Annotated in this window: 26 protein-coding genes; 15 read left to right on the forward strand and 11 right to left on the reverse strand. The window is 65.4% G+C overall.

The annotated features are described in order from the left end of the window. Window positions 1–3: 3 nt before the first annotated feature. Window positions 4–960, reverse strand: coding sequence for a zinc ABC transporter substrate-binding protein (locus AKL02_RS06120; protein WP_083074734.1), 957 nt, complete (start codon window positions 958–960; stop codon window positions 4–6). Between the two features lie 91 nt (window positions 961–1,051). Between AKL02_RS06120 and AKL02_RS06125 the strand changes: the two genes are divergently transcribed. The 5 genes from AKL02_RS06125 to AKL02_RS06145 all read left to right on the forward strand — a co-directional run bounded on the left by AKL02_RS06125 (window position 1,052) and on the right by AKL02_RS06145 (window position 6,334). Continuing rightward, window positions 1,052–1,561, forward strand: a complete 510-nt coding sequence (locus AKL02_RS06125; protein WP_078519619.1) for a Fur family transcriptional regulator — start codon at window positions 1,052–1,054, stop codon at window positions 1,559–1,561. Next, complete coding sequence (locus tag AKL02_RS06130) at window positions 1,558–2,358, forward strand: metal ABC transporter ATP-binding protein (protein ID WP_078599433.1); 801 nt, start codon at window positions 1,558–1,560, stop codon at window positions 2,356–2,358. Before AKL02_RS06125 ends, AKL02_RS06130 begins: the two co-directional genes overlap by 4 nt. Continuing rightward, window positions 2,351–3,136: a metal ABC transporter permease gene (locus AKL02_RS06135; RefSeq protein ID WP_078519617.1), complete on the forward strand. Its 786-nt coding sequence runs from the start codon at window positions 2,351–2,353 to the stop codon at window positions 3,134–3,136. The genes AKL02_RS06130 and AKL02_RS06135 overlap by 8 nt, the downstream gene beginning before the upstream one ends. 61 nt (window positions 3,137–3,197) lie before the next feature. Beyond that, window positions 3,198–4,613 (forward strand): aldehyde dehydrogenase family protein, encoded by a 1,416-nt coding sequence (locus AKL02_RS06140; protein ID WP_083074737.1) that lies wholly within the window; start codon window positions 3,198–3,200, stop codon window positions 4,611–4,613. 119 nt (window positions 4,614–4,732) lie between these two features. Next, entirely contained in the window at window positions 4,733–6,334 is a 1,602-nt protein-coding gene (locus AKL02_RS06145; protein ID WP_083074740.1) for an APC family permease, read from the forward strand. Between the two features lie 49 nt (window positions 6,335–6,383). Here AKL02_RS06145 and AKL02_RS06150 read toward each other — a convergent pair whose 3' ends face one another. Genes AKL02_RS06150 through tkt form a run of 3 tightly spaced genes read right to left on the reverse strand, consistent with a single transcriptional unit; the run spans window position 6,384 to window position 10,218 of the window. Beyond that, window positions 6,384–7,259, reverse strand: a complete 876-nt coding sequence (locus tag AKL02_RS06150; protein ID WP_083074742.1) for a lysophospholipid acyltransferase family protein — start codon at window positions 7,257–7,259, stop codon at window positions 6,384–6,386. Window positions 7,260–7,270: 11 nt separating this feature from the next. Next, window positions 7,271–8,158 carry a DMT family transporter gene (locus AKL02_RS06155; protein WP_165756907.1) on the reverse strand — a complete coding sequence of 296 codons (888 nt, stop codon included), beginning with the start codon at window positions 8,156–8,158 and terminating at the stop codon, window positions 7,271–7,273. A 41-nt stretch (window positions 8,159–8,199) separates the two neighbouring features. After that, on the reverse strand, window positions 8,200–10,218 hold the full coding sequence (tkt, locus tag AKL02_RS06160; protein WP_078603911.1) for a transketolase: 2,019 nt from the start codon (window positions 10,216–10,218) through the stop codon (window positions 8,200–8,202). Window positions 10,219–10,418: 200 nt separating this feature from the next. On the opposite strand from tkt, the gene AKL02_RS06165 reads away from it, so the two are divergent. The 3 genes from AKL02_RS06165 to AKL02_RS06175 are packed head-to-tail and all read left to right on the forward strand — an operon-like array spanning window position 10,419 to window position 11,792. After that, window positions 10,419–11,003, forward strand: coding sequence for a hypothetical protein (locus AKL02_RS06165; protein WP_083074747.1), 585 nt, complete (start codon window positions 10,419–10,421; stop codon window positions 11,001–11,003). Further along, window positions 10,996–11,373 (forward strand): cell division protein ZapA, encoded by a 378-nt coding sequence (locus tag AKL02_RS06170; protein ID WP_078569416.1) that lies wholly within the window; start codon window positions 10,996–10,998, stop codon window positions 11,371–11,373. Before AKL02_RS06165 ends, AKL02_RS06170 begins: the two co-directional genes overlap by 8 nt. Further along, window positions 11,370–11,792, forward strand: coding sequence for an MliC family protein (locus AKL02_RS06175; RefSeq protein WP_083074749.1), 423 nt, complete (start codon window positions 11,370–11,372; stop codon window positions 11,790–11,792). Before AKL02_RS06170 ends, AKL02_RS06175 begins: the two co-directional genes overlap by 4 nt. Before the next feature lie 68 nt (window positions 11,793–11,860). Here AKL02_RS06175 and purF read toward each other — a convergent pair whose 3' ends face one another. The 5 genes from purF to AKL02_RS06200 all read right to left on the reverse strand — a co-directional run bounded on the left by purF (window position 11,861) and on the right by AKL02_RS06200 (window position 16,864). Continuing rightward, complete coding sequence (gene purF / locus AKL02_RS06180; protein WP_078539679.1) at window positions 11,861–13,339, reverse strand: amidophosphoribosyltransferase; 1,479 nt, start codon at window positions 13,337–13,339, stop codon at window positions 11,861–11,863. 106 nt (window positions 13,340–13,445) lie between these two features. After that, on the reverse strand, window positions 13,446–14,057 hold the full coding sequence (locus AKL02_RS06185) for a CvpA family protein (RefSeq protein WP_078519607.1): 612 nt from the start codon (window positions 14,055–14,057) through the stop codon (window positions 13,446–13,448). Window positions 14,058–14,079: 22 nt separating this feature from the next. Continuing rightward, entirely contained in the window at window positions 14,080–15,444 is a 1,365-nt protein-coding gene (gene radA / locus AKL02_RS06190) for a DNA repair protein RadA (RefSeq protein WP_078603908.1), read from the reverse strand. 4 nt (window positions 15,445–15,448) lie between these two features. Then, window positions 15,449–16,264 carry an alpha/beta fold hydrolase gene (locus tag AKL02_RS06195; RefSeq protein ID WP_083074752.1) on the reverse strand — a complete coding sequence of 272 codons (816 nt, stop codon included), beginning with the start codon at window positions 16,262–16,264 and terminating at the stop codon, window positions 15,449–15,451. Then, window positions 16,265–16,864: a 2-hydroxychromene-2-carboxylate isomerase gene (locus AKL02_RS06200; RefSeq protein ID WP_078519604.1), complete on the reverse strand. Its 600-nt coding sequence runs from the start codon at window positions 16,862–16,864 to the stop codon at window positions 16,265–16,267. A 111-nt stretch (window positions 16,865–16,975) separates the two neighbouring features. Between AKL02_RS06200 and AKL02_RS06205 the strand changes: the two genes are divergently transcribed. The 6 genes from AKL02_RS06205 (at window position 16,976) to AKL02_RS06225 (ending at window position 20,734) form a co-directional block, all read left to right on the forward strand. Next, complete coding sequence (locus AKL02_RS06205) at window positions 16,976–17,995, forward strand: ribose-phosphate pyrophosphokinase (protein WP_078519603.1); 1,020 nt, start codon at window positions 16,976–16,978, stop codon at window positions 17,993–17,995. Between the two features lie 350 nt (window positions 17,996–18,345). After that, a complete protein-coding gene (locus AKL02_RS06210; RefSeq protein WP_332836464.1) occupies window positions 18,346–19,077 on the forward strand; it encodes a DMT family transporter in 732 nt (243 codons plus the stop codon). Beyond that, window positions 19,008–19,190 (forward strand): EamA family transporter, encoded by a 183-nt coding sequence (locus AKL02_RS21235; RefSeq protein ID WP_332836472.1) that lies wholly within the window; start codon window positions 19,008–19,010, stop codon window positions 19,188–19,190. Before AKL02_RS06210 ends, AKL02_RS21235 begins: the two co-directional genes overlap by 70 nt. 102 nt (window positions 19,191–19,292) lie before the next feature. After that, window positions 19,293–19,892, forward strand: coding sequence for a superoxide dismutase (locus AKL02_RS06215; protein ID WP_078546351.1), 600 nt, complete (start codon window positions 19,293–19,295; stop codon window positions 19,890–19,892). Window positions 19,893–20,051: 159 nt separating this feature from the next. After that, window positions 20,052–20,279 carry a hypothetical protein gene (locus AKL02_RS06220; RefSeq protein ID WP_078519600.1) on the forward strand — a complete coding sequence of 76 codons (228 nt, stop codon included), beginning with the start codon at window positions 20,052–20,054 and terminating at the stop codon, window positions 20,277–20,279. Continuing rightward, window positions 20,279–20,734, forward strand: coding sequence for a baeRF12 domain-containing protein (locus AKL02_RS06225; protein WP_083074757.1), 456 nt, complete (start codon window positions 20,279–20,281; stop codon window positions 20,732–20,734). The genes AKL02_RS06220 and AKL02_RS06225 overlap by 1 nt, the downstream gene beginning before the upstream one ends. Before the next feature lie 210 nt (window positions 20,735–20,944). Here the strand turns inward: AKL02_RS06225 and AKL02_RS06230 are convergent, their stop codons facing one another. After that, window positions 20,945–21,790: a DUF1206 domain-containing protein gene (locus tag AKL02_RS06230; protein WP_083074760.1), complete on the reverse strand. Its 846-nt coding sequence runs from the start codon at window positions 21,788–21,790 to the stop codon at window positions 20,945–20,947. Between the two features lie 133 nt (window positions 21,791–21,923). Between AKL02_RS06230 and rarD the strand changes: the two genes are divergently transcribed. Next, on the forward strand, window positions 21,924–22,865 hold the full coding sequence (gene rarD, locus AKL02_RS06235) for an EamA family transporter RarD (protein WP_083074762.1): 942 nt from the start codon (window positions 21,924–21,926) through the stop codon (window positions 22,863–22,865). Here the strand turns inward: rarD and AKL02_RS06240 are convergent. Further along, window positions 22,851–23,405, reverse strand: a complete 555-nt coding sequence (locus AKL02_RS06240) for an LOG family protein (RefSeq protein ID WP_078519596.1) — start codon at window positions 23,403–23,405, stop codon at window positions 22,851–22,853. The genes rarD and AKL02_RS06240 overlap by 15 nt on opposite strands. Window positions 23,406–23,448 lie beyond the last annotated feature (43 nt).

Consider the following 23,448-nt stretch of genomic DNA (forward strand, 5'->3'; position numbering starts at 1 on the left):
GGATCAACCCTGCGACAGGCAGGCGGTGATCGTGTCCGCCATTCCCTGCATCAGGTCGTTGTACAGGCCGGGGCCATAGGTCAGCGCGGTGCCGGACGGATCGAGCGGCTTGCCGAGCGTCACCGGCGTGCCATCGACGAGGATTTCGACCATTTTCGGGTCGTGGTTCGCTTCCGGGAAGGCGCAGACGGCTTCCTTCGCCGAGGCTTCGTCGCGCAGGCTCACCAGATGCGCCGCGCCGGGGGTCGAAGCGTCGCTGGGCGAGAGCGCGCCCATGATGGTCAGCCCGTAATGATCGGCCAGATAGCCATAGGCCGCGTGATAGACGAGGAAGGGTTTATCCGCGACCGGCGCGAATTCAGCCTTGAGCTTGGCGTCGAGCGTCTCGATCCGCGCCTGTGCCTCTTTGGCATTGGCCACGTAGGTGTCGGCATGTTCGGGATCGGCTTTGGAAAGGTCGTCGGCGATCAGGCCGAGCCAAAGCTTCGCATTGTCGGGGTCGAGCCACGCATGGGGATCGGTCATCTGGTCGACCTCGCCGTGGTCGTCGTGCCCCGCCTCGGCGTGATCCTCGTCCTCGTCGAGATCGGCGCTGTGATCATGCGGGTCCTGCGCCGAGAAGCTGCGCACATTCGTGCCGGGGGCGTGCAGCAATTCGACCGATTGGCCCTTCACGCCGACGCCCTCGATCGCGCGTTCGAGCCAAGGCGTCAGGCGCGGGCCGACCCAGAAGACGAGATCGGCATCCTGCAGATCGCGCGCTTGGCTTGGCTTTAGCTGATAGTGATGCGCGTCCGAATTCTGACCGAGCAGCACTTCGGGCTTGCCCAGATCGCCCATCACCTGCGCGACGAGAGACTGCACCGGCGGCACATCGGTGACGACGCTGGGCACTTCGGCTTGGGCGAGCGCGGGCAGCGCGACGAGGGCGCTCACGAGAACGGGAAGGGTGGGGCGCATCGGATGTCTCCTGTCCAACTTGATCTGAGGAGCGGAACATGTATGTTATAAAATCACTCGTCAAGAAGAAATGTGATAAGGTAACGCTCTCGTGGGATCTTCGACCTCTTCCGCCAAGGCTTTCACGCCGCATGACCACAGCCGATGCGCCGGCACGACGCTGGCGCGCGCCGAGGCTGTCGCCGCCGAAAAGGGCGCGCGTCTGACCCCGGTGCGCAAGCGCGCGCTGGAAATTCTGCTGGAAGAACACCGGGCTATGGGGGCCTACGAGGTGCTCGACCGGCTCGCAGAGGATGGGTTCGGCAAGCAGCCGCCCGTCGCCTATCGCGCGCTGGAATTCCTTGTCGAGCACGGTCTTGCGCATCGCGTGCGCCGCCTGAATGCCTTTGCCGCCTGCATGAGCCCGGGCGAGGAACATGCGCCGGTCTTCCTGATCTGCCGCAACTGTGGCGAGGTCGCCGAGGCTGGACCCGAAGAGGGGGCCGAAGAGGTGCGCCACGCGCTGCAGGGCGCGGCCGAGCGGCTGAATTTCCATGTCGAGCGGGCAACCGTCGAGGCGCTGGGGCTCTGCCCGAACTGCGCCGCTGAGGAGGCGCAATGAGCGAATTGATCACGGCGCAGGGCCTGAGCGTGCGCCATGGCGAGGTCGAAGTGCTTCACGGCGTCGACTTCACTATTTCCCCAGGCGAGATCGTTACCGTCGTCGGGCCCAACGGCTCGGGTAAATCGACGCTGATCCGCGCTCTGATCGGGCTGGAGCGCGCCGCGCGCGGCAAGGTGAACCGTCAGGCGGGGTTGCGGATCGGTTACGTCCCGCAAAAGCTGCATGTCGATGCGAGCCTGCCGCTGACGGTGCGCCGCTTCCTGTCGCTGCCCAAGCGCGTCTCGAACGCCCGCGCCGAGGCCGCCCTGGAGCGCACCGGCGTTCCGCATCTGGGCGCGCGGCAGATTTCGCGCCTCTCGGGCGGGCAGTTCCAACGGGTGCTTCTGGCGCGCGCCTTGCTGTCGGAGCCTCAGATCCTGATCCTCGACGAGCCGACGCAGGGCCTCGACCAGCCCGGCACGGCGGGGTTCTACAAGCTGATCGAAGAGGTCCGTCAGGAAACCGGCTGCGCGGTGCTGATGGTCAGTCACGATCTGCACGTCGTGATGTCGGCCTCGGATCGGGTGATCTGCCTCAACGGCCATGTCTGCTGTCAGGGCACGCCGAAGGTGGTGGCCGAGGCACCGGAATATCGCGCGCTGTTCGGGATGGGCACGCAGGGGGCCTTCGCGCTCTATCAGCACAGCCACGATCATGGCGAACATGCGGATCACGCGACCTGCGGCCACGATCACGATCACGCCCATGACGCGGCGCAGGACGGCACTCAAACCCACGGGCAGGCGCATGTTTGACGATTTTCTTTTCCGCGCGGCGTTGGCCGGGATCGGCCTGACCTTCGCGACCGGCCCCTTGGGCTCTTTCGTGGTGTGGCGGCGGATGGCCTATTTCGGCGATGCGACGGCCCATGCGGCGATCCTCGGCGTGGCGCTGAGCTTCGCTTTCGGTATTTCGGTCTATCTCGGCACGCTCGGCGTGGCGCTGGCGATGGCGCTGACCGTCGCGCGGCTTTCTGGGCGCGGCCATGCGATGGACACGCTCTTGGGCGTGCTCGCCCATTCCGCACTGGCCTTCGGCCTCGTTGCGGCGTCGCTGCAATCGGGGCTGCGGGTCGATCTGTCGGCATGGCTGTTCGGCGATATTCTCGCCGTGTCGCGCAGCGACCTCGCCGTGGTCTGGGGCGGCTCGGCCGTGGTCGTGGCGCTGCTGGCATGGCGCTGGCAGGGGCTGCTGACCGCGACGATCAATGACGAGCTGGCGATGTCCTCGGGGCTCGATCCGCGGCGCGAGCAGATGGCGCTGACCATCGCGCTGGCGCTGACCGTGGCGGTGGCGATCAAGATCGTCGGCGCGCTGTTGATCGCGGCACTGCTCATCATCCCGGCGGCCACGGCGCGGCAATTCGCGCGCGGGCCCGAGGCGATGGCCGCGGGCGCGACCGGGGTGGGGATCGCCTCGGTGCTGCTGGGGCTCTGGGGCTCGCTGCAGTTCGACACCCCCGCCGGTCCGTCGATCGTGGCGGCCTCGACCGTGCTCTTCGTGCTGTCCTTGCCGCTGCGTCGCGCGCGCTAAGCCGCGCTGCCGCTTGCCATTTCCCCTCCCGCGCGGTGAGATGCGCGGCAAAGGAGCCCCGATGGATCACCGCAGTTTCAAGACCCCGGCGCAGATTTTCGTCGACCTCGCGGCGGGCAATCCACAGCGCCGCATGGCCTTCGATCCCGCGCAGCGGCGCGCGGCGCTGCAGGCGCTCTCGCGCGCGATCCACGATTGCGAGGCGGAGATCCTCGCGGCGCTGGCCGAGGATTTTTCCAAGCCCGAGGCCGAGATCCGCCTGACCGAAATTCTGCCCGTTCAGGCCGAGATTTCGCACGCGCTGCGCCACCTGAAAACGTGGACGCGAGTGCGCCGGGTCCGCCCGACCCGCGCGATGCTGGGCACCCGCGCGCGGATCGTGCCCGAGCCGAAGGGCACCGCGCTGATCATCGCGCCGTGGAATTACCCGCTGGCGCTGTCGCTCGGGCCGCTGGTTTCGGCCATCGCGGCTGGCTGTGCCGCGATCGTCAAACCGTCCGAGCTGGCCCCGGCCAGCGCTGCCGTGATCGCGCAGATCGTCGAGGAGGCGCTGCCCGCCGATCTCGTGCGCGTGGTGCAGGGCGGGGTCGAGGTCAGTCAGGAACTGCTCGACCAGCCTTTCGATCATATCTTCTTCACCGGCTCGCCGCGGGTGGGCAAGATCGTGATGGCGGCGGCGGCGAAGCATCTCACCTCTGTGACGCTGGAACTCGGGGGCAAATCCCCGGTCATCGTCGGCCCCGGTGCGGATCTGAAAAAGGCCGCGCGGATGATCGCCTGGGGCAAGTTCGCGAATGCCGGTCAGACCTGTATCGCCCCCGATCACGTCTATGTCGCCAAGCAGATCGAAGCGCCGTTTCTGGCCGAGCTGAAAGCCGCGATCGCGCGGATGTATGGCAAGACGGAAGAGGCGCAGGCGGCGTCGCGCGACCTCGCGCGGATCATCAACCCGGATCATTTCGCCCGCCTGATGGGCATGATCGAGAGCGCGCAATCCGCTGGCGCAAAGGCGCTGACCGGCGCCACGAGCGAGGCCGAGAGCCGCTATATCGCGCCGACCGTCCTGATGGGCACCGACCCGTCGATGCGCGTCGAGCAGGAGGAGATTTTCGGCCCTGTTCTGCCGGTCATTCCCTTCGACGATGCGGCGGATGTGGTGGCGCGGATCGAAGCCGGGCCGAAGCCGCTCGCCCTTTATATCTTCGAGCGCGACCGCGGTCTGATCGACCGATTGCGCCGCGCGACCAGTTCGGGCGCGGTCGGCGTCAATGTCGCGCTGGTCCATTACCTGCACCAAAACCTGCCCTTCGGCGGGATCGGGAATTCGGGTGTCGGGGCCGCGCATGGGCATTGGGGCTTCGAGGCCTTCACCCATCTCAAGCCCGTGCTCGAGAACCGTTTCGCGCCGCTTTCGATGCTGATGCCGCCCTATCGCAGCGGACGCATGGCGAAGCTTGCCCAGAAATTCCTGCGCTAAGTCCGACTGCAGATTTCACGCGTGATCGCGTTCCGCCACAAGCCCGTGTAATCGCTCCGGTTGGCGAAATCGCGCCCTAGTTGAACCCTTGTGATTAATAAGAAACAGGGGATTAACCAATGGCATCAACGGAAACGATGGCCGGAGGAGGCAAACTGCGGCGCGACGCCGGGGTCATCGGGCTGCTCTTTGCCTCAACGACGTCGATGATCGGCTCGGGCTGGTTGTTCGGCGCCTATCACGCCTCGAAAATCGCGGGGCCGCTCTCGGTCTGGTCCTGGGTGATCGGGGCTGCGATCATCATGTTGATCGCGCTGTGCTTCGCCGAGCTCTCCACGATGTTCTCCAAATCCGGCGCGCTCGTCCATATGAGCCATGCGAGCCACGGCGCGACGCTGGGACGGCTCTGGGGCTGGATGCTGTTTCTCAGCTATGCGCCGGTGCCCGCGGTCGAGGCCGAGGGGATCGTCACCTATGCCAATAACTACCTGCCCTATTTCCTGCGCGGGGACGGGTCGGGCACGCTGACGCTGGTGGGCTTCATCACCTCTGCGCTGCTCCTGAGCGTGCTGGCGCTGCTGAACCTGCTCGCGATCAAGGCGCTGCTAAAGGTGAACAACACCGTCACGTGGTGGAAGATCGCCGTGCCGCTGATCACCGTGGTCGGGCTGATCGCGGCCTCGTCCCATTGGGGCGTCTGGCATGCGGCACCGGGCACCTACAAGGCGCAGGGCATGTTCACCGCCATTCCGGCCGCAGGGATCGTGTTCTCCTTCCTTGGCTTCCGCACCGCGATCGACCTGGGCGGCGAGAGCGCCAATCCGGGCCGCAATATCCCGATGGCGGTGATCGGCTCGGTCATTCTCGCCGCGATCGTTTATATCCTGCTGCAGGTGGCCTTCATCATGGCGCTCTCGCAGGGCGATCTGGCGAATGGCTGGTCGTCGTTGAGCTTCAAAGGCTCCGCTGGTCCCTTCGCCGGTCTCGCGGCGACGCTGGGCATGGGATGGCTCGCGCTGCTCCTTTACGTCGATGCCTATGTCTCTCCCGGCGGGACGGGGCTGATCTACGTCACCGGCGGCTCGCGTATCCTCTACGCGGTGGGCGACACCGAGAGCGGACCGAGCGCGCTGACCCACACGACCCGCCACGGCGTGCCGTGGCTGGCGGTTGCGGTGATGTGGGCCGTGGGCGTGTTCTTCCTGCTGCCCTTCCCGGCATGGCAACTGCTGGTGGGCTATATCAGCTCGATCACGGTTCTGACCTACGGCCTCGGTCCGATCGTCCTGATGGTGCTGCGCCGCAGCCAACCCGATGCCGAGCGCGCCTTCCGCCTGAAAGGGGCGGAGTTCCTTGCGCCGCTGGCCTTCATCGCGTCGAACCTCGTGATCTACTGGACGGGTTTCTACACCGACTCGATCCTGTTCGGGATGCTGCTCGGGGGCTTCGCGGTCTATGCCGTCGTCTTCCACGTCGTGCAGAAGAAATCCGCCTCCGAGTTCGGCTGGGGCCATATCGGCTGGCTGGCTCTGTGGTTCGGCGGGCTTTGGGTGATCACGGCGCTCGGAACGTCGGATCACGCGCTCAATGTGCTGAACTTCTGGGGCGGGATGGCCCTGGTCGCGGTGTGGTCGCTGGTGGTGATCTGGTTCGCGCTGCGCGCGGCCCTGCCGGCCGAAGAGACCGGCGCGCTGATGGAGCGTATCCAGCGCGGCAACTGAGCCTTTGCGAGATGACAAAAGGGCGCGCGGGGATACTCGCGCGCCTTTTCTATGCGCGCTTCACCTTCCAGCGGCGATGGATCCAGAGCCATTGCTCCATATGCTTGAGGATCATCTCCTCCAGCCCGTCATTGAGCGTCTGCGTCATCGCCTCGGGGGTGCTGTGCGGCACGGGCTTGTCGGCATAGATCTTGAAGTTGAGCCCATCCGGCTGCCGGATCGCGTAGATCGGCACCAGATCGGCTTTCATCTTCAGCGCCATTTCCGCCGCCGACAGGGGCGTGCGCGCGGGCAGGCCGAAGAAGCTCAGCTCCGCGCCCTTGTTGAAATGCTGGTCGAAGCCGAAGGCCACCATCCCGCCGTCGCGCAGAAATTTCATCATGTCGCCCAGCCCCCGGCGCGAGCGCGAGAACAGCGGCTCCGCGATGGCCGAGATGGTCGAGACATATTGCTCGTTGAATAGCGGGTTGTTCATCGGTCGGTAGATTGCGCCGACCCGGTAGCCGCGGCCCGCAAGCGCCGCGCGCCACGCGTCGTAATTGCCGAAATGGCCTGCCGCGAGGACGACGGGGCGACCCTCGCGATGGGCGGCCTCCAGCGTCTCGGCGCCGGGGCCCTCGATCGGCAGATCGCGGACGCGGGCCACGAATTCCTCGCCGGAATAAATCTCCGCCAGCATCCGGCCCAGATTGTCGGGCATCTCGCGCTGCAGCCGTTTGATCTCGTCTTCGGACAGGTCCGGGCAGGCGATACGGAGGTTCTCGCGGATCTTGCGGGTGAAGCCGAGGATCGGGGCGAGCCGCGCCACCATCCGTCCCGCCGCCGGGATGCGCCGCTCGTAGGGGAGGCGCTGGACCAGCCGCATCACCGCCACGAAAAGGGCATTCGAGGCGCGGTCGGACAGGGTGGGTTCGCGGTTCTTCATCGTGTCGGGTGTCAGGCTCTGGCTTGGCGCGCGGCACGGCGCTCACGCGACCAGACATAGAGCCCAGCCCCTACGATCACAAGCGCCCCGGCAATGGTGAACCCGTCGGGAAACTGCCCGAACATCAGCCATCCCCAGAAGGATGCGAACAGCAGGCCCGAATAGCCGAAGGGCGCGAGCGTCGAGGCTTCGGCCAGTGCGAAGGCGCGGATGAGCAGGAATTGCGACAGGCTGCCCGCCAGCCCGAGACCGAGGAAAATCCACAGGTCCGACAGCTCGATCGGTTGCCAGGTGAAGGGCAGGGCGAGCGAAGAAAGCGCAAGCCCGGTGAACGCCGACCAGAGCTGTGAGGTGGCCGCGCTGTCGCCGCGCAGGTAGCGCGTCAGCAACACCGCGCCCGCGAAGCTGAACGCGGCCAGCAGCGCCAGAAACGCCGCCGGATGGAGCCCCCCGAAGCCCGGACGCAGGATGATCATCGCGCCCATGAAGGCCGCCAGAATGCCGAAGATGCGGTGCGGGCCTAGCCGCTCGCCCAGAAACAGCGCCGCGCCGAGCGTCACGATCACCGGGTTGAGATCGCCAAGCGCGGTGGCGGTGGCCAGCGGCACGTGTTTCAGCGCGTAGAAGAACGACACGATCGCACCCATCTGGAACAGCGCCCGGCCCAGCTGGAACTTCGGCTGTGCGCTGCGGATGCGGCGCGGCAGGCTGCCGCGATAGATAACCGCCAGCACGGCGGCATTCACCGCGAAGCGCGCCCAGACGATCAGGAGCGGGTGATACCCTTGCCCGAGAAGCTTCGCGAAAGCGTCCATCAGCGTCAGCATCGAGAACGCGCCGAGCATCAGCGCGATCCCCATCCCGGGACGATCGCCCTCGGGATGTGAAGAGGGGGCCACGCCGGGCCCCCTCGCAGTCGCTTTCAAGCCGGGCAGAGCCATCAGAGGAGGCTCTTGACCTTCTCGGCCACGGCCTCGGGGGTGATCCCGAACTTTTCGTAAAGCTCGCCTGCGGGGGCGGAGGCGCCGAAGCCCTCCATGCCCACGAAGCCCGCTTTCGCCTCGCGGCCACGCTCGCCCAGAAGCCAACGGTCCCACGGCTGGCGCACGGCGGCCTCGACGGCCACGCGGACCGAGTTCGGCGGCAGCACGCGCTTACGGTAGGCTTCGTCCTGCTCGGCGAACAGTTCCATGCAGGGCATCGAGACGACACGGGTGCCGATCGCTTCCTTCTGCAGCAGCTCGCGGGCTTTGATCGCGATTTCCACTTCCGAGCCGGTCGCCATCAGGATCACCTGACGCTTGCCGTCGGCCTCGGCCAGAACATAAGCGCCGCGCGCGGTGAGGTTCTGCGGCTTGTACTCGGTGCGCAGCGTCGGCAGACCCTGACGCGACAGCGCCAGAACCGAGGGCGTGCCCTCCTGGTTCATCGCGATTTCCCACGCCTCGGCGGTCTCGATGACATCGGCGGGGCGGAAGGTCAGCGTGTTGGGCGTCGCGCGGCAGATTGCCAGATGCTCGACCGGCTGGTGGGTCGGGCCGTCTTCGCCGAGACCGATGGAGTCATGGGTCATGACATAGACGGTCGGCACTTTCATCAGCGCCGACAGGCGCATCGCGCCGCGCGCGTAGTCGGTGAAGCAGAAGAACGTGCCGCCATAGGGGCGCACGCCGCCATGCAGCCACTGACCGTTCATCGCAGCCGCCATGCCGTGCTCGCGGATGCCGTAATGGATGTAGCGGCCCTTGCGGTTCTCCGGGTTGAAGACCGTCATGTCCTTCGACTTCGTGAGGTTCGAGCCGGTCAGGTCGGCCGAGCCGCCGATGGTCTCGGGGCAGGCGGCGTTGATCACGCCCAGCACCATCTCGGACGCCTTGCGGGTCGCGACTTTCGGCGCGGCTTCGGCCTGCTCTTTCTTGAACTTGCGGATCGCGCCGGTGAGCTTCTTCGAGACGCCGCCTTCCATGATGCGGGTGAACTCGGCCTGCTTGTTGGCCGAAAGCTTGCCGAAGCGCTCCTCCCATTCGCCGCGCTCAGCCGCGCCGCGGGTGCCGATCGCTTCCCATTGCGATTTCACGTCGGCGGGGATTTCGAACGGGCCGTGATCCCAGCCGTAGATCGCCTTGGTGCGCGCGATTTCCTCGTCGCCCAGCGGCGAGCCGTGGGCCGAGTAGCTGTCGGCCTTGGTCGGTGCGCCGAAGCCGATGATGGTTTTGCAGTCGACCAGAACCGGACCCTTGGCTTTCTTCGCCTTGGTCAGCGCCTCGTCGATGGAGGCCGGATCGTGGCCGTCACAGGCAAACACCGTCCAGCCCGACGCCTCGAAGCGCTTGCGCTGGTCGGTCTTGTCGGACATCGACACGCGGCCGTCGATGGTGATGTCGTTATTGTCCCACAGCACGATCAGGTTCGACAGTTCCTGCATCCCGGCAAGACCGATGGCCTCCTGGGAGATGCCTTCCATCAGGCAGCCGTCGCCTGCGATGACCCAGGTGCGGTGATCGACGAGCTTCTTGCCCCATTGCGCGCGCAGCGCCTCTTCGGCGATGGCCATGCCGACCGAAGTCGCGAGGCCCTGGCCGAGCGGGCCGGTCGTGGTCTCCACCGCGTCGAGCAGGAAGTTCTCCGGGTGGCCCGCGGTCAGAGCGCCCGACTGGCGGAAGTTCTTGATCTGGTCGAGCGTCACCTGCTCGTCGCCGCAGAGATAGAGCAACGAGTAGATCAGCATCGAGCCGTGGCCGGCCGACAGGATGAATCGGTCGCGGTCCGCCCATTTCGGGTTCTTCACGTCGAATTTCAGGTGGTTCTGGAACAGAACGGTCGCCACATCGGCCATGCCCATCGGCATGCCGGGGTGACCGGAATTGGCGGCCTGCACCGCATCCATCGCCAGTGCGCGGATCGCGGAGGCAAGTTTCCAATGCTCAGGATGGGCGGCGCGCAGCTCTTCGATTTCCATGAAACGTCCTTTCGCGGGGCAGCTGTTGGATGGGTCCGCGCCCCTGATAGCAGGGATCGGCCCAAGATCAAGCACGGCCCACAAGTGCTTGAGGCAAAAGGGTGGGCTTGCCCTGTCGCAAAAGGTTAGACTTAACCAAACCCGCAGTCGGCCGCGATTCGGCCATGGCAAGCGAAAAACATGAGGACGAGGAGGCGCGTATGAGTGACATAGCCGAATACGAACGCCGCATCGCTTTCGCGCTCGAACGGATCGGGCGCGGGGTCGAAGCGCTCAAGCAGCGCGAGGCATTGCAGGCGCAAGCGGCGCAGGATGCTACGCACCAGCCCGAGCCGGAGACCGCAGCGCCCGCCGAGGCAGAGCTGCCCCCCGTGCCGGAGGCGCCGCCCGAAGCGATTGCCGATCCGGCGGAAGTGGCCGAGCTGAAAGCCGCGCTCGCCGCCGAGCAGGAAGCCAACGCGCAACTCTCCGAACGCGTCCGCGCGATCCGCGAGAAACAGGACACCACGCTGGGCGCGATGGAGCGCAAATACGGCGCCGCTGTCCGCGCGCAGGAAGCCGCTTTCAAGGAAGTCGCAGCCCTCAAGCAAGCCAACGCAGCATTGGTCGCGGCCAACCGCAAGCTGATGGACGAGGGCGTGGCCTTCTCCGAGGAGGCGCTGATGGCCGAGCTGCAAAGCCTGCGCGCCGCGCGCGACGGCGAGAGCGCCGAGCTGGAGCAGATCATCGCGGGTCTCGACCCCATCATTGAAGCGGCGAACCGCGAGGAGGAGACCGATGCCTGAGGTGACGATTTCCATCGGCGGCCGCGATTTTCAGGTCGCCTGCCAAGAAGGTGAAGAACATTTCCTTCGCTCGGCTGCCGGGATGCTCGACAGCGAGGCGCAGGTGCTTCTGGGCCAGATCGGGCGGGTGCCCGAGAACCGGATGCTGCTGATGTCGGGGCTGATGCTGGCCGACAAGGCGGCGGGCATCGAGGATCAGCTGCGAGACGCGATGAACCGTCTGGGCGAATTGCAGGCGAAGATCGACGAGCTGCAGTCGAACCCTGCGCATGTCGAAGTGCCGATCGTGCCGCCCGAAGTGACCGAGACGCTGGCCGAGATCGCCGCGCGCGCGGAGTCGCTTGCCGACCGGGTCGAGGACGACGCGTGAGGCGGGCGCTGTTTGGCGCGGCGCTCGCATGCGTCGCGCTGGCGGGACCGGTCGCGGCGCAAGACGCGGCGCAGGGCACGGCCCCGGATGACGGATCGGTCAAGCGGTTGGAGCCTCTCAATCCGATTGTCGGCGACGGCCCCCCGGCGGTGGTGAACGCCACCTATCATTGCGAGCGCGGCGCAGAAGTGCATGCGGCCTATCTCAACGACACCGATCCGCAGCGCGTCGTCGTGTTTCTACAGGGGCGGCAGGTTGTGATGAGCCATATCCGCTCCGCCGATGGGGCGAAATATGCCGAGGATGGCGAGGGCGAAGCCGGCTATGTCTGGTGGACGCGCGGCGCGCAGGCGATGCTCGACTGGATCGCCGAGGATGGCGAGGTGCAACCGCTGCTCAGGGCCTGCCGCCAAGAATAAGGGCCGCAACGCGGATCAGCGCGGCGGCCCTTGTCTTGTTGGTTCTGGAAACCTGAAGCGTCGCGCGCTTACTCGGCCGCCTTCATCTCGAAGCCTTTTTCAAGCTGATCCGACGGTGTGATCGGATACTCGCCCGAGAAGCAGGCATCGCAATATTGCGGGCAGGAATTGTCGCGGCCCTCGGCCTCGCCCACGGCGCGATACAGCCCGTCGAGCGAGATGAATTTCAGGCTGTCCACGCCAACCCAGTCGCGCATCTCTTCTTCGGTCATCTGCGCTGCCAATAGCTTGTCGCGGTTGGGCGTGTCGACGCCGTAGAAGCACGGCCATGCGGTCGGCGGCGAGGCGATCCGGAAATGCACCGATTTCGCGCCCGCATCGAGGATCATGTCCTTGATCTTGCGCGAGGTGGTGCCGCGGACGACGGAGTCGTCGACAAGGACCACCCGCTTGCCCCGAATGAGCGACTTGTTGACGTTGAGCTTGAGGCGCACGCCCATGTTGCGGATCTGCTCGGTCGGCTCGATGAAGGTGCGGCCCATATACTGGTTGCGCGTGATCCCGAGCGCGAAGGGGATGCCGCTTTCCTGACTGTAGCCGATTGCCGCCGGGGTGCCGCTGTCGGGCACCGGGCAGACCAGATCGGCCTCGACCGGGGCCTCGCGGGCCAGCTCGACGCCGATCGCGCGGCGAGTCTCATAGACCGAGCGGCCACCGATCATGCTGTCGGGGCGCGAGAAATAGACATGCTCGAAGATGCAGAAGCGACCGGTGGAGGGGCCGAAGGGGCGCGAGCTCTCAATATGGCCGTCCTGGATGACGACCATCTCGCCCGGATCGATCTCACGGACGAAGTCCGCACCGATGATGTCGAGCGCGCAGGTCTCCGAGCTCAGCACATAGCCATGCTCGCCAAGCTTGCCCAGCACCAGCGGGCGCACGCCCAGCGGGTCGCGCACACCGATCAGCTTGGTCCGCGTCATCGCGACGATCGAGAAGGCGCCTTCCACGCGGCGCAGCGCATCGGCGATCCGGTCGGCATGCTTGCGCTGGATCGAGCGCGCCATCAGGTGGATGATGCATTCGCTGTCCGAGCTGGACTGGAAAATCGCGCCGCGTTCGATCAACTCACGACGCAGCGCGTCGGCATTGGTGAGGTTGCCGTTATGCGCGACCGCGCAGCCGCCCATCGAGAATTCACCGAAGAAAGGCTGGATATCACGGATCACCGCACCTTTGGAGCCGGCGGTGGAGTAACGCACATGGCCAATGGCGACATCGCCCGGCAGCGTTTCCATCAGGCTCGACTTGGTGAAGTTGTCTCGGACGTAGCCGAAACGGTGGGCCGAGTTGAAGCCGGTGGCGGCGTCATGGGCGACGATGCCGCCCGCTTCCTGACCGCGGTGTTGGAGGGCGTGAAGACCGAGGGCCACGAAATTCGCGGCGTCGGAAATGCCGACAACACCGAAGACGCCGCATTCTTCCTTGAGCTTGTCGTCGTCGAAAGGGTGGGCGTAGTGGGTCTTCTGGGCGGCGGGGCAGGACATGGCAATCAGCTCCGAATGACGCAAGGGGAGGGCGCTTTGGCCCATTTATAGACAAACGCGAGAGGTGTTAACCCCTCGCGCCTGTAAAACCGTCATGTGACTGACATCAATTGTCGGTCGCCGGAGGCAGTTCATCCGTCCGGGCCGGGGCATCCGCGCCGGGAGGAGCGGGGCAGGCGGCCACAAGTTGTTCGTAACGCTGCACGATCCAGCCGGGTGCATCGGCGGGCATCGATTCGTCGAGTTGGCCCGAGGCGCGCGAGAACACTTTGGCCGAACGCGAGTCGTCGACCACCGGCACGGGGTCGTTGCTCATCACGCGGTCATAGACCACGAAGGCCACCGCCACGAGGACCACCCCGCGCAGCACGCCGAACAGGAAGCCCAGACCCTGGTCGATCCCGCCAAGCGCCGAGCGCTGCACGGCTGAGGCAAAGAGCGGCGTGAGGATCGAGAAGACGACCAGCGCCACGGCGAAGACCACCGCGAAGCCGCCGATCATGCCCAGCTCGCAGCTTTGGCCGATGAACTTGTCGAGGCCGGGGATCTGCTGCACCAGAGGGCGTGCCTCGTTGGCGAAGATATAGGCGACGATCGCCGCTGCGATCCAGCCGACGATGGCCAGCGCCTCGCGCACGAAGCCACGCGAATAGGCGAGGATCGCCGAAAGAATGATGACGACCGCCACGATGGCATCGACAATGGTGAACCCGTCCATTTGCGCTCCTGTGTTCTCGGCGTTAACCGGCGCCGAACATCTCCCCGGTAAATGTCACGAGATCGCCCAGCTTGCGCAGGGACATCCCGCTTGACCCTTCGGCTTTCGTTCCCGAGGGTGCGATCGCTTGTGAAAAACCAAGTTTCGCCGCTTCTTTCAACCTGTTTTCCGCCTGACCCACGGGACGCAGCGCGCCCGACAGGCTGATTTCCCCGAAAATGACCATATCGGCAGGCAGTGCCACATCTTCGCGCGCGCTGAGAAGGGCTGCGGCGGCGGCGAGGTCCGCTGCTGGCTCCACCACTTTCATGCCGCCCGCGACATTCAGGAACACGTCGAGCCCCGCAAACGGGATGCCACAGCGCGATTCCAGCACCGCGAGAATGGTCGATATCCGTCCGCTGTCGAGCCCGACCACGGTTCGTCTCGGCGAGGCGAGCGTGGACGGCGCAACCAGCGCCTGAATCTCTGTCAGCACAGGCCGCGTGCCTTCGATTCCTGCGAAAACCGCCGAGCCCGGTGCGGGTTGGCCGCGCTCGGACAGGAACAGCGCCGAGGGGTTGGCGACCTCGGCCAGACCCGCGCCGGTCATCTCGAAGACGCCGATCTCGGAAGCCGGGCCGAAGCGGTTCTTCACCGCGCGCAGGATGCGGAACTGGTGGCCGCGCTCGCCTTCGAAATAGAGCACCGTGTCGACCATATGCTCGATCACGCGCGGGCCGGCGATCTGGCCTTCCTTGGTCACATGCCCCACGAGGATCACGGCGGTGCCGCGCTTTTTGGCGAAGCTCACCAATTCGTGTGCGGCGGCGCGCAACTGGCTCACCGATCCCGGCGCGCTGTCGACATTGTCCGACCACATGGTCTGAATCGAATCGATGATGACGAGGTCGGGGCGCTCGGTTTCCAGCGTCGTCAGGATGTCGCGCAGGGATGTTTCTGCGCCCAGACCGACCGGAGCATCGGCCAGCCCAAGACGTTGCGCGCGCATCCGCACCTGGCTCGCCGCTTCCTCGCCCGAGATATAGAGCGCCTTCACGCCTTTGCGGGCGAAGCTGGCCGTCGCTTGCAGCAGAAGCGTCGATTTCCCGATGCCGGGATCGCCGCCGACCAGAACGGCAGAGGCCGCGACCAGACCGCCGCCCAGGACACGGTCCAACTCCTCCATGCCCGATTTTACGCGGGCAGGCGGGGTTTCCTTCGTGTCGAGCGCGGTGAGCGGGATCACCTTGCCCTTCGCGCCCTTCATGCCGGAGCCGGGCGTGGTCGAGATCGGCGCTTCCTCGTGGATCGAGTTCCATGCGCCGCAGGCGTCGCAGCGCCCGGACCATTTGGCATGCGTCGCGCCGCATTCGGCACAGCGGAAGATCGCGGATTGCTTGGCCATAAGGTCAGCTACGTTCCAGATTGGCGGCGATCAGGCTCGCGCATTGCTCGGGATGGGTGGCGGGCAGCATATGACCGGCGCCCTCGACGCAGGCGACGCCCACGTCCGGAAGTCGTGCGGCAATCGCCTCGGCCACTTTCGGCATCGTCGCGGGCGAGCGGTCGCCGTGGATGATCATCGCGGGCGCGTCGATCTGCTCGATCCCATCGGGTCGCACGATCTGCGCCGGATCCTCGAAATTGGCGCGGCTGATGTTCTCGACCATCGGCATGCAGGCGGTGAAGCGCTCGCGCTGCGTCTCGGAATAGCTGTCCCACGGCTGACCGGTGCCCCAGTCGCGCATGAAGCCGCGTGCTGCAGGCTCGTAATCGCCCGCTTCCATCAATTGCTCGAAGTGATCCTGCTTGGCGCGCAGGTCCTGCCAATCCGGGTCGTCCTGGGGGAGCGCCGCGAACAGGACCGGCTCGATCAGCGTCAGCGAACGGACGGCCTCGGGCGCGCCCACGGCGATGCGCAGCGCGACCGAGGCGCCAAAGCTATGCCCGATCAGGTCCACGGGGCGCTCGATGAAGCTGGCCGCGATCCGCGTCACCAGCGTCTGGAAGCTGCCCGGCTCGCTCGTGTCGCCGCGCCAAGGGGCGGATTGCCCGTGGCTCGGCTGGTCGAAGGCAATGGCGTTGATCTGCTGGCCCAGCGGTGTCAGCGCCTTCGCCCAGAGGTTCGAGCTGCCCAACGTGCAATGGATCGCGATCGCCGGACGCTCGCCCTGACCGAAGCTCTGCCAGAAAACCTCGGCCCCTTGTCGTTGGTCTCGCGGCATTCAGAGCGTCCCCAGATAGTCGTCGAGCAACTCCAGATGATCCTGCCCCCAGAACCGCTCATCCGTATCGGTCACGATATAGAAGGGCGAGCCGAAGACCCCGGCCTCGACCGCGTCTTCGAGGTTCTTCTCATAGGTAACCGCGCCGTCGAAGAGGCCCGTGGTCGCCAGATTGCCGTCAAAGCCATTGGCTTCCAGCGCTTCACGGATCACCTCGTCCGAGGCGATGTCCTTATCCTCGGCCCAGCAGGCCCGCAGGATCGCGTTGACCAGACCGCCCACATCGCCGCCACCGGCTTTTTGCGCTGCGATGATCGCGTAAGAGGAGGGCGCGGGGTTCGGCGGATAGCCGGGAGGCGTGGTGTTCATCTCCATCCCGAGCCGCTTCGACCAGCGCTTGAGCTCCTGCATCCGGTATTCCATCCGGCTCTGGTGGCGCTGCGCCGGGCGCACCCCGCCGGTGCGGTCGAACAGGCCCAGAAGGTCGAGCGGTTTGTAAGTCACGTCAGCGCCATGACGCGCCGCGATCTCTTCGAATCGCGGGCCGCCGAGGTAGGCCCAAGGGCTGAACGTGCCGAAATAGTAGTCGATGCGTGCCATTCATAACACTTTCTTGACAGTCGAAATTGCCGCCACGCTACCCCGGTGCTAAGGCAGGCGCAATCAAGCGAATCCCGCCGGCACTGACCGGCGTCACGAAGGAACTGGCCCATGTCCGTCGTCACTGAACCGAAGCTCATCTCCGGAAATTCCAACAAACCGCTCGCGCAATCCATCGCGCGGCGCATGTCGATGCATCGCGGCATGTCCGTCGGTTTGGTGGATGCGCGGGTCGAGCGTTTCAACGATGGCGAGATTTTCGTCGAGGTTTTCGAGAACGTTCGCGGCGAGGATATGTTCATCATCCAGCCGACCTCGAACCCGGCCAATGACAACCTGATGGAACTGCTGATCATCACCGACGCGCTCAAACGCTCTTCGGCCGATCGCATCACCGCCGTGATCCCCTATTTCGGCTATGCCCGTCAGGATCGCCGCACCAAGGCCCGCACGCCGATCTCGGCCAAGCTGGTCGCGAACCTGCTGACCGAAGCGGGCGTCGACCGCATCCTGACGCTCGACCTGCACGCCGCCCAGATCCAGGGCTTCTTCGATATCCCGGTGGACAACCTCTACGCCTCGCCGGTCTTCGCGCTCGATATCCTGCACAATTTCAAAGGCCAGACCGACGATATCATGGTCGTCTCGCCCGACGTGGGCGGCGTGGCCCGCGCGCGCGAGTTGGCCAAGCGGATCGACGCGCCGCTCTCCATCGTCGACAAGCGCCGCGAGAAGGCGGGCGAGGTTGCGGGCATGACCGTGATCGGCGACGTGAAGGGCCAGAAATGCATCATCGTCGACGACATGGTCGACACGGCAGGCACGCTGTGCAAGGCCGCCGATCTGCTGATGGAGCACGGCGCGACCGAGGTTCACGCCTATATCTCCCACGGCGTCCTGTCGGGCCCGGCGGTCGAGCGCGTGACCAATTCGGCGCTGAAATCGCTGGTCATCACCGACTCGATCGAGCCGACCGACGCCGTGAAAGCGTGCCCGAACATCCGCATCGTGCCGACCGCACCGATGTTCGCGCAGGCGATACTCAACACCTGGTCCGGCACATCCGTGTCGTCGCTCTTCGAAACCGACACGCTCGTCCCGATCTACGAGGGCATGTATACCCGCGACTGATCCGCGGCTTGCCCGAGACAGGAAAAAGGCCCGGATCAGAGCGATCCGGGCCTTTTTTCATTGCGCCCGATCCCGAGCGCGGGGTTACGAAGCTTTCTTGAGCGCCTTCTTCGCCTCTTTGAGCTTCTTTTCCTGACGCTCGACCTTGGCCTTGCGCGTCTTCACTTCCTGTTTCAGCTCCTTGAGCTTCGCTTTCTTCGCCATGATCCGGCTCCTCTATGTCAATCCCTAGCAATAGCATCGTGCGGCAACGGTCCCGCGATGTATAGGGCCGGGCGTCGAAGCCATTGTTTTCGCGTCGGCCAAAGGTCGGGCTGGACAGCGCTGCGTGGCGCGGCGATGACTTGGGGATGCGCCTTTTCGCCCTCACCGCCCTCGTCATGGTCGCCTTCGCGGCCAATTCGGTGCTCAACCGGATGGCGGTGCATGATGCGGGCTGGGGGCCGGCCGCGACGGGCTTCGTGCGGCTCGCCTCGGGGGCGCTGGTGCTGCTGATCCTTGCAATCCGGGCCAAAGGCGCGCGCGGGCTGCGGCTGCCGGGCGCGGTGCTGGGGGCCGGGGTTGCGACGCTCGCGCTTTATATCTTCGGGTTCTCCATCGCGAGCGGGCTGATCGACGCGGGCGTCGGCGCGCTGACGCTGTTCGGGATGGTGCAGAGCACCATGTTCGCGGGTGCCCTGTGGCTGCGCGAGGCGATCTCGCTCTGGCGCTGGATCGGGGCGGGGCTGGCCTTCGCAGGGCTGGCTGTTCTGCTGCTGCCCGCCTCGGGTGCCGCCCACATCGACCCGCGCGGATTTGCGATGATGGCGCTGGCCGGGATCGGCTGGGGGCTCTATTCGCTCAACGGAAGGCGCACGGGCGATCCGCTGGTCGCGACCGCACTCAATTTCGCACTCGCCACGCCGCTTGCGCTGATCTGGATGCTGGGCGCGGGCGATTGGGGGCAGGGGCAAGCTGGGGCTGGACGCCTGCGATCCTCTCGGGCGCGGTCACCTCGGGGCTGGGCTATGCGCTGTGGTATCGCGTGTTGCCGCAAATACCCGCGAGCCTCGCCGCCATCGCTCAACTCTCCGTGCCCTTGATCGCGGCGCTGGGCGGGGCGGTTTTGCTCGCGGAGACGCCTTCGGCACGCTTCTGGCTGGCCGCGGCGCTGGTGATCGGCGGGATCGCCCTCTCGCTGAGGCGAAAAACCTGAGCGCATCTCTCGGATTTTGGGGCCGGAAACGGCTTGACCTCGGAACCTCCAGCGCTTCTTTAGTGTTTGACACACGTACCTTCGAACTAATGAGAGGACATCATGGCTTTTGAACTTCCCGATCTTCCCTATGCCCACGACGCACTCGCGGATCTCGGCATGTCGAAGGAAACCCTCGAATATCACCACGACATTCACCACAAGGCCTATGTCGATAACGGCAACAAGGCGATTGCCGGTACCGAATGGGAAGGCAAGTCGGTCGAAGAGATCGTGAAAGGCACCTACCAGCCGAACGCGGTTGCGCAGAGCGGCGTCTTCAACAACGCCTCGCAGCATTGGAACCACACCCAGTTCTGGGAAATGATGGGGCCGGGCAACTCGGCGATGCCGAGCGAGCTGGAAAAGGCGCTGACCGAAAGCTTCGGCTCGGTCGACAAGTTCAAGGAAGACTTCGCCGCCGCAGGCGCGGGCCAGTTCGGCTCGGGCTGGGCATGGCTCGTGAAGGACACCGACGGGTCGCTGAAAGTGACCAAGACCGAGAACGGCGTGAACCCGCTGTGCTTCGGTCAGACCGCGCTTCTGGGCTGCGACGTGTGGGAGCACTCCTACTACATCGACTTCCGCAACAAGCGCCCCGCCTACCTGTCGAACTTCCTCGACAAACTGGTGAACTGGGAAAACGTCGCTTCGCGCATGTAATTTCCGCGAAACGAATGAATTGGAAGGGCGTCCTGCGGGGCGCCCTTTTTCATTTCCGCGCCCGCGGCGATTGCCGGAACGGAAAGCCTGCAAGGCAGGAACCGCACCCCTGCCATATCGGTTTTCTTGACAGCTACCAGAAACCAAGAGGAGGATATGATGGCAGAGCGTATTCGTTCGAAAGACGGCAAGCGCGAAACCGAAGAGGTCCTCGGCGAGAAGCCCGAGAATATCGAGACGCCGGAAGGGCAAGGCAGCTCGGGCGGGAACCTCAATCGCAAGGTCGGCACCCGCGACGAGAAGAAACGCCTGGATGAGACTTCGGCAGGCGCGACCCGTCCGTTGGGCGGCGACGAGCGCGACAGCGGTGAAAAGGAGAAGATGTGATGACCAAGCTTTCCAAAGGCACCTGGGTTGTGATCGCGGATGGCGAGAAGGCGCTGTTTCTTGAAAACATGATGGACGAGCAGGATCCCAACCTCGTCGTGCGCCGCATCGACGAGCAGGAGAACCCGCCGGACCACGAGCAGGGCACCGACAGCCCCGGTCGTATGGCCGATGACGGCCCCGGCCATCGCTCGGCCTTCCAGGAGACCGACTGGCACGAGCTGGCGAAGATGCGCTTCGCCGACGATCTGGCCGACCGGCTCTACAAGATGGTCCATAAAGGCCGGATCGAGCGGCTGGTGATCGTTGCGGCGCCGCGCGTCTTGGGCGAAATCCGCTCTGCACTGCACAAGGAAGTCTCCGACGTGGTGGTGGCCGAGATCGACAAGACGCTGACCAATCACCCGCGCGACGAGATCGAGAAGCTGGTGAAGGAAGAGCTCGCGACCGCCTGAGCCGCGCCTCGCCAAGATGACAGGAAAAGCGCCGTGCGGGTTTTCGCGCGGCGCTTTTTCATTTGGGCTGAAAGGGGAGTGGGGGATGCTGATGGTCCGAGCGCCACCGATCGTTCAACCCGCCATGCGTCTCCGGTCGTCTGTCGCGCAACGCAAAAACGCCGCGCGAAGCCCGCGCGGCGTTCGTTGGATGAGAAGGAACGAGACGGCTCAGTCGTCGCTCTCGAGGCTCTGCTTGAGCGTTTCGATATCGGGGTCGCTGGCGCGCGGTACGATCCGATAGACGGCGTTGACGAAGCAGAACACGGCGAACCCGAGAAGGCCCACGCAGATCGCCCCGGTCAGGAACTGCCCGAACGGGTGTCCGCGCAGCCAGTCGAACACCTTGCCGAGGCCGCCCGCGCTGGAGGGATCGTAGCTATAGGCGGCATAGACGATCAGCGCGCCCATGATCGCGATCACCACGCCCTGCGCCACAAGCCCCGCCTGCAGCACGATATTGGCCCGCCGCGTGACCTCGTTGGCTTGCAGATGTTTCAGGTAAGCCTTGGTGATCCCTTTGTAGAGGTAGTAGCCGCCCGCGCCGATCACGATCAGCCCGATGACGCCAAGCGCGATACGTCCCATCGGTGCGCTCAGGATCGTGGAGACCAGTTTGCTCGTCCCGTTGTCGCCGCTGGCGCGTGCGGCCAGAGTCGTCACCGCGATGCCGCCGATGCCCAGATGGACGAGGCCGCTGACCACGAGGCCGATCCGCGCGACCCAGCCCTTCATCTCGGAGCCATAGGCCTCGAGGTCCCAGAGCGCATCGACCACGCGCCAGATCGCATATGCCGCCATGCCGAGCGCGATGGCGACCAGTACCACGGCGCCCCAGCCGCTCGACAGCTTCTGCAGCACCTGCTTGGTGCCCTCGGCGCTGCCGCCATGAAAAAGCGACCAGAGCGATACGCCGGCGACGACGAGATAGACCAGCCCGCGCCCCCCGTAGCCCGTGCGCATTACGGGCACTGCCCAAGCGAAATCGTCGGGGTCGTGGCTGTCTGTAGCGGACATTGGCGGTCTCTCTCGGTACTGTGAATTGACGCAGACCCAATGCGTGGACAAGCGCACAGGTTCCCGTGAGGCGCGGCCTTTCCTTTCGCCCGCCGATCGGTCAGGGTCACGCGGTTGAGAGAAGGGAATTTCGATGAACGAGGCGGTCAAGGGCTTCTGGGCGATGGTGACGGCCTGCGTCATCTGGGGGCTGTCGGGCCTCTATTACAAAATGCTCGACGGGATGCCGCCGATCGAGGTGCTTGCCCATCGCACGCTCTGGTCCTTCCTGTTCTTCGCCGTGATCCTCGGGCTGAAAGGCCGCCTTGGCGAGCTTTGGATCGCGCTGGCGGAACGTCGCGGGCGCGGAACGCTGGTGATCGCGACAGCGGCGTTTATGATCTCGGCCAACTGGTTCACCTTCATCTGGTCGGTCCATTTCGGCCATGCGGTGCAGGCGTCGCTCGGCTATTACATCTTCCCGCTCGTGGCCGTCGTCCTCGGGCTGATCGTCTATCGCGAGGCGCTGAGCACGCGGCAATGGATGGCGGTCGCGCTGGCGGCCACGGCGGTCATCGTCCTGACGATCGGGCTGGGCGTCGCGCCTTGGGTCTCGCTGATCCTTGCCGCGACTTTCGGCACTTACGGGCTGATCAAGAAGGGGCTGCGTGCCGGTCCGATGGTCTCGGTCTGCGCCGAGGTGCTGCTGCTCTCGCCGGTCGCACTGATCGTGCTCTGGGGCTATCACGCGGGCTGGTGGGGTGATGCGCCCGGCGCGGGCCATTTCGGCGGCGACTGGAAGACGACGCTGCTTCTGATCTTCTCCGGCCCGCTCACCGGCACGCCGCTCTTGCTGTTTGCCTATGCGGCGCAGCGGGTGCGAATGGCGACCGTGGGGCTGGTGCAATATCTCAACCCGACCCTGCAATTCGCGGTGGCGACGCTGGCCTTCGGCGAGACGGTCACGATCTGGCACGCGATCGCGCTGGGGCTGATCTGGACGGCGCTCGCGCTCTATTCCAGCGCCAACCTGCGGATGCGCCGCCCGCAGCCTGCGGCACAGCCAGCCACGCAGCGCGGATTAGGCGAAGGCTGAGACGAGCGCGCTTTCCAGCTCCGCCACGCTATCGACCGTCACGACCAGCTCGCGCAGCGACGCATCCGCGAAGCCCTCGCCGATGATATGGTCGATCAGCGCCTCGAGCGGGGCCCAGTAGCCTTCGATATTGAGCAGATAGATCGGCTTCTCATGCAGGCCGATCTGGCGCCATGTCAGCACTTCGAACAGTTCATCGAGCGAGCCCGCGCCGCCCGGCAGCACCACCACCGCATCGGCATTCATGAACATCACCTTCTTGCGCTCGTGCATCGTCTCGGTGACGACGAAGGTGGTCAGGTCGCGCTTGCCGACCTCGCGCGGGAAGAGGTGCTCGGGGATCACGCCGAAGGTGCGCCCACCCGCGGTTTGCGCCGCGCGCGCAACCTCTCCCATCAGCCCGACATCGCCCGCGCCGTAAACCAGCTGCCAGTCGCGCGCGGCGAGCATCTCTCCGGTTTCCTGCGCTGCTGCCGCATAAGCAGGCTTCGCGCCCGAACGAGAGCCGCAATAGACACAGACGGAACGGGGAAGGGTCATGACGGTGTCTCCGAAAATGCATTGTTATTGAGCGGTGATACCG

This window comes from Thioclava electrotropha, from assembly GCF_002085925.2.
GTDB classification, from domain to species: domain Bacteria; phylum Pseudomonadota; class Alphaproteobacteria; order Rhodobacterales; family Rhodobacteraceae; genus Thioclava; species Thioclava electrotropha.

Coding starts and splice junctions, on each gene's coding strand:
- AKL02_RS06220 (WP_078519600.1), top strand. CDS start 20,052: ATGGCAGAGCGTATTCGTTCGAAAGACGGCAAGCGCGAAACCGAAGAG.
- AKL02_RS06200 (WP_078519604.1), bottom strand. CDS start 16,864: ATGGCACGCATCGACTACTATTTCGGCACGTTCAGCCCTTGGGCCTAC.
- AKL02_RS06145 (WP_083074740.1), top strand. CDS start 4,733: ATGGCATCAACGGAAACGATGGCCGGAGGAGGCAAACTGCGGCGCGAC.
- AKL02_RS06185 (WP_078519607.1), bottom strand. CDS start 14,057: ATGGACGGGTTCACCATTGTCGATGCCATCGTGGCGGTCGTCATCATT.
- AKL02_RS06225 (WP_083074757.1), top strand. CDS start 20,279: ATGACCAAGCTTTCCAAAGGCACCTGGGTTGTGATCGCGGATGGCGAG.
- AKL02_RS06215 (WP_078546351.1), top strand. CDS start 19,293: ATGGCTTTTGAACTTCCCGATCTTCCCTATGCCCACGACGCACTCGCG.
- AKL02_RS06150 (WP_083074742.1), bottom strand. CDS start 7,259: ATGAAGAACCGCGAACCCACCCTGTCCGACCGCGCCTCGAATGCCCTT.
- purF (WP_078539679.1), bottom strand. CDS start 13,339: ATGTCCTGCCCCGCCGCCCAGAAGACCCACTACGCCCACCCTTTCGAC.
- AKL02_RS06165 (WP_083074747.1), top strand. CDS start 10,419: ATGAGTGACATAGCCGAATACGAACGCCGCATCGCTTTCGCGCTCGAA.
- AKL02_RS06140 (WP_083074737.1), top strand. CDS start 3,198: ATGGATCACCGCAGTTTCAAGACCCCGGCGCAGATTTTCGTCGACCTC.
- radA (WP_078603908.1), bottom strand. CDS start 15,444: ATGGCCAAGCAATCCGCGATCTTCCGCTGTGCCGAATGCGGCGCGACG.
- AKL02_RS06135 (WP_078519617.1), top strand. CDS start 2,351: ATGTTTGACGATTTTCTTTTCCGCGCGGCGTTGGCCGGGATCGGCCTG.
- AKL02_RS06205 (WP_078519603.1), top strand. CDS start 16,976: ATGTCCGTCGTCACTGAACCGAAGCTCATCTCCGGAAATTCCAACAAA.
- AKL02_RS06130 (WP_078599433.1), top strand. CDS start 1,558: ATGAGCGAATTGATCACGGCGCAGGGCCTGAGCGTGCGCCATGGCGAG.
- AKL02_RS06210 (WP_332836464.1), top strand. CDS start 18,346: ATGCGCCTTTTCGCCCTCACCGCCCTCGTCATGGTCGCCTTCGCGGCC.
- rarD (WP_083074762.1), top strand. CDS start 21,924: ATGAACGAGGCGGTCAAGGGCTTCTGGGCGATGGTGACGGCCTGCGTC.
- AKL02_RS06120 (WP_083074734.1), bottom strand. CDS start 960: ATGCGCCCCACCCTTCCCGTTCTCGTGAGCGCCCTCGTCGCGCTGCCC.
- AKL02_RS06240 (WP_078519596.1), bottom strand. CDS start 23,405: ATGACCCTTCCCCGTTCCGTCTGTGTCTATTGCGGCTCTCGTTCGGGC.
- AKL02_RS06170 (WP_078569416.1), top strand. CDS start 10,996: ATGCCTGAGGTGACGATTTCCATCGGCGGCCGCGATTTTCAGGTCGCC.
- tkt (WP_078603911.1), bottom strand. CDS start 10,218: ATGGAAATCGAAGAGCTGCGCGCCGCCCATCCTGAGCATTGGAAACTT.
- AKL02_RS06230 (WP_083074760.1), bottom strand. CDS start 21,790: ATGTCCGCTACAGACAGCCACGACCCCGACGATTTCGCTTGGGCAGTG.
- AKL02_RS06195 (WP_083074752.1), bottom strand. CDS start 16,264: ATGCCGCGAGACCAACGACAAGGGGCCGAGGTTTTCTGGCAGAGCTTC.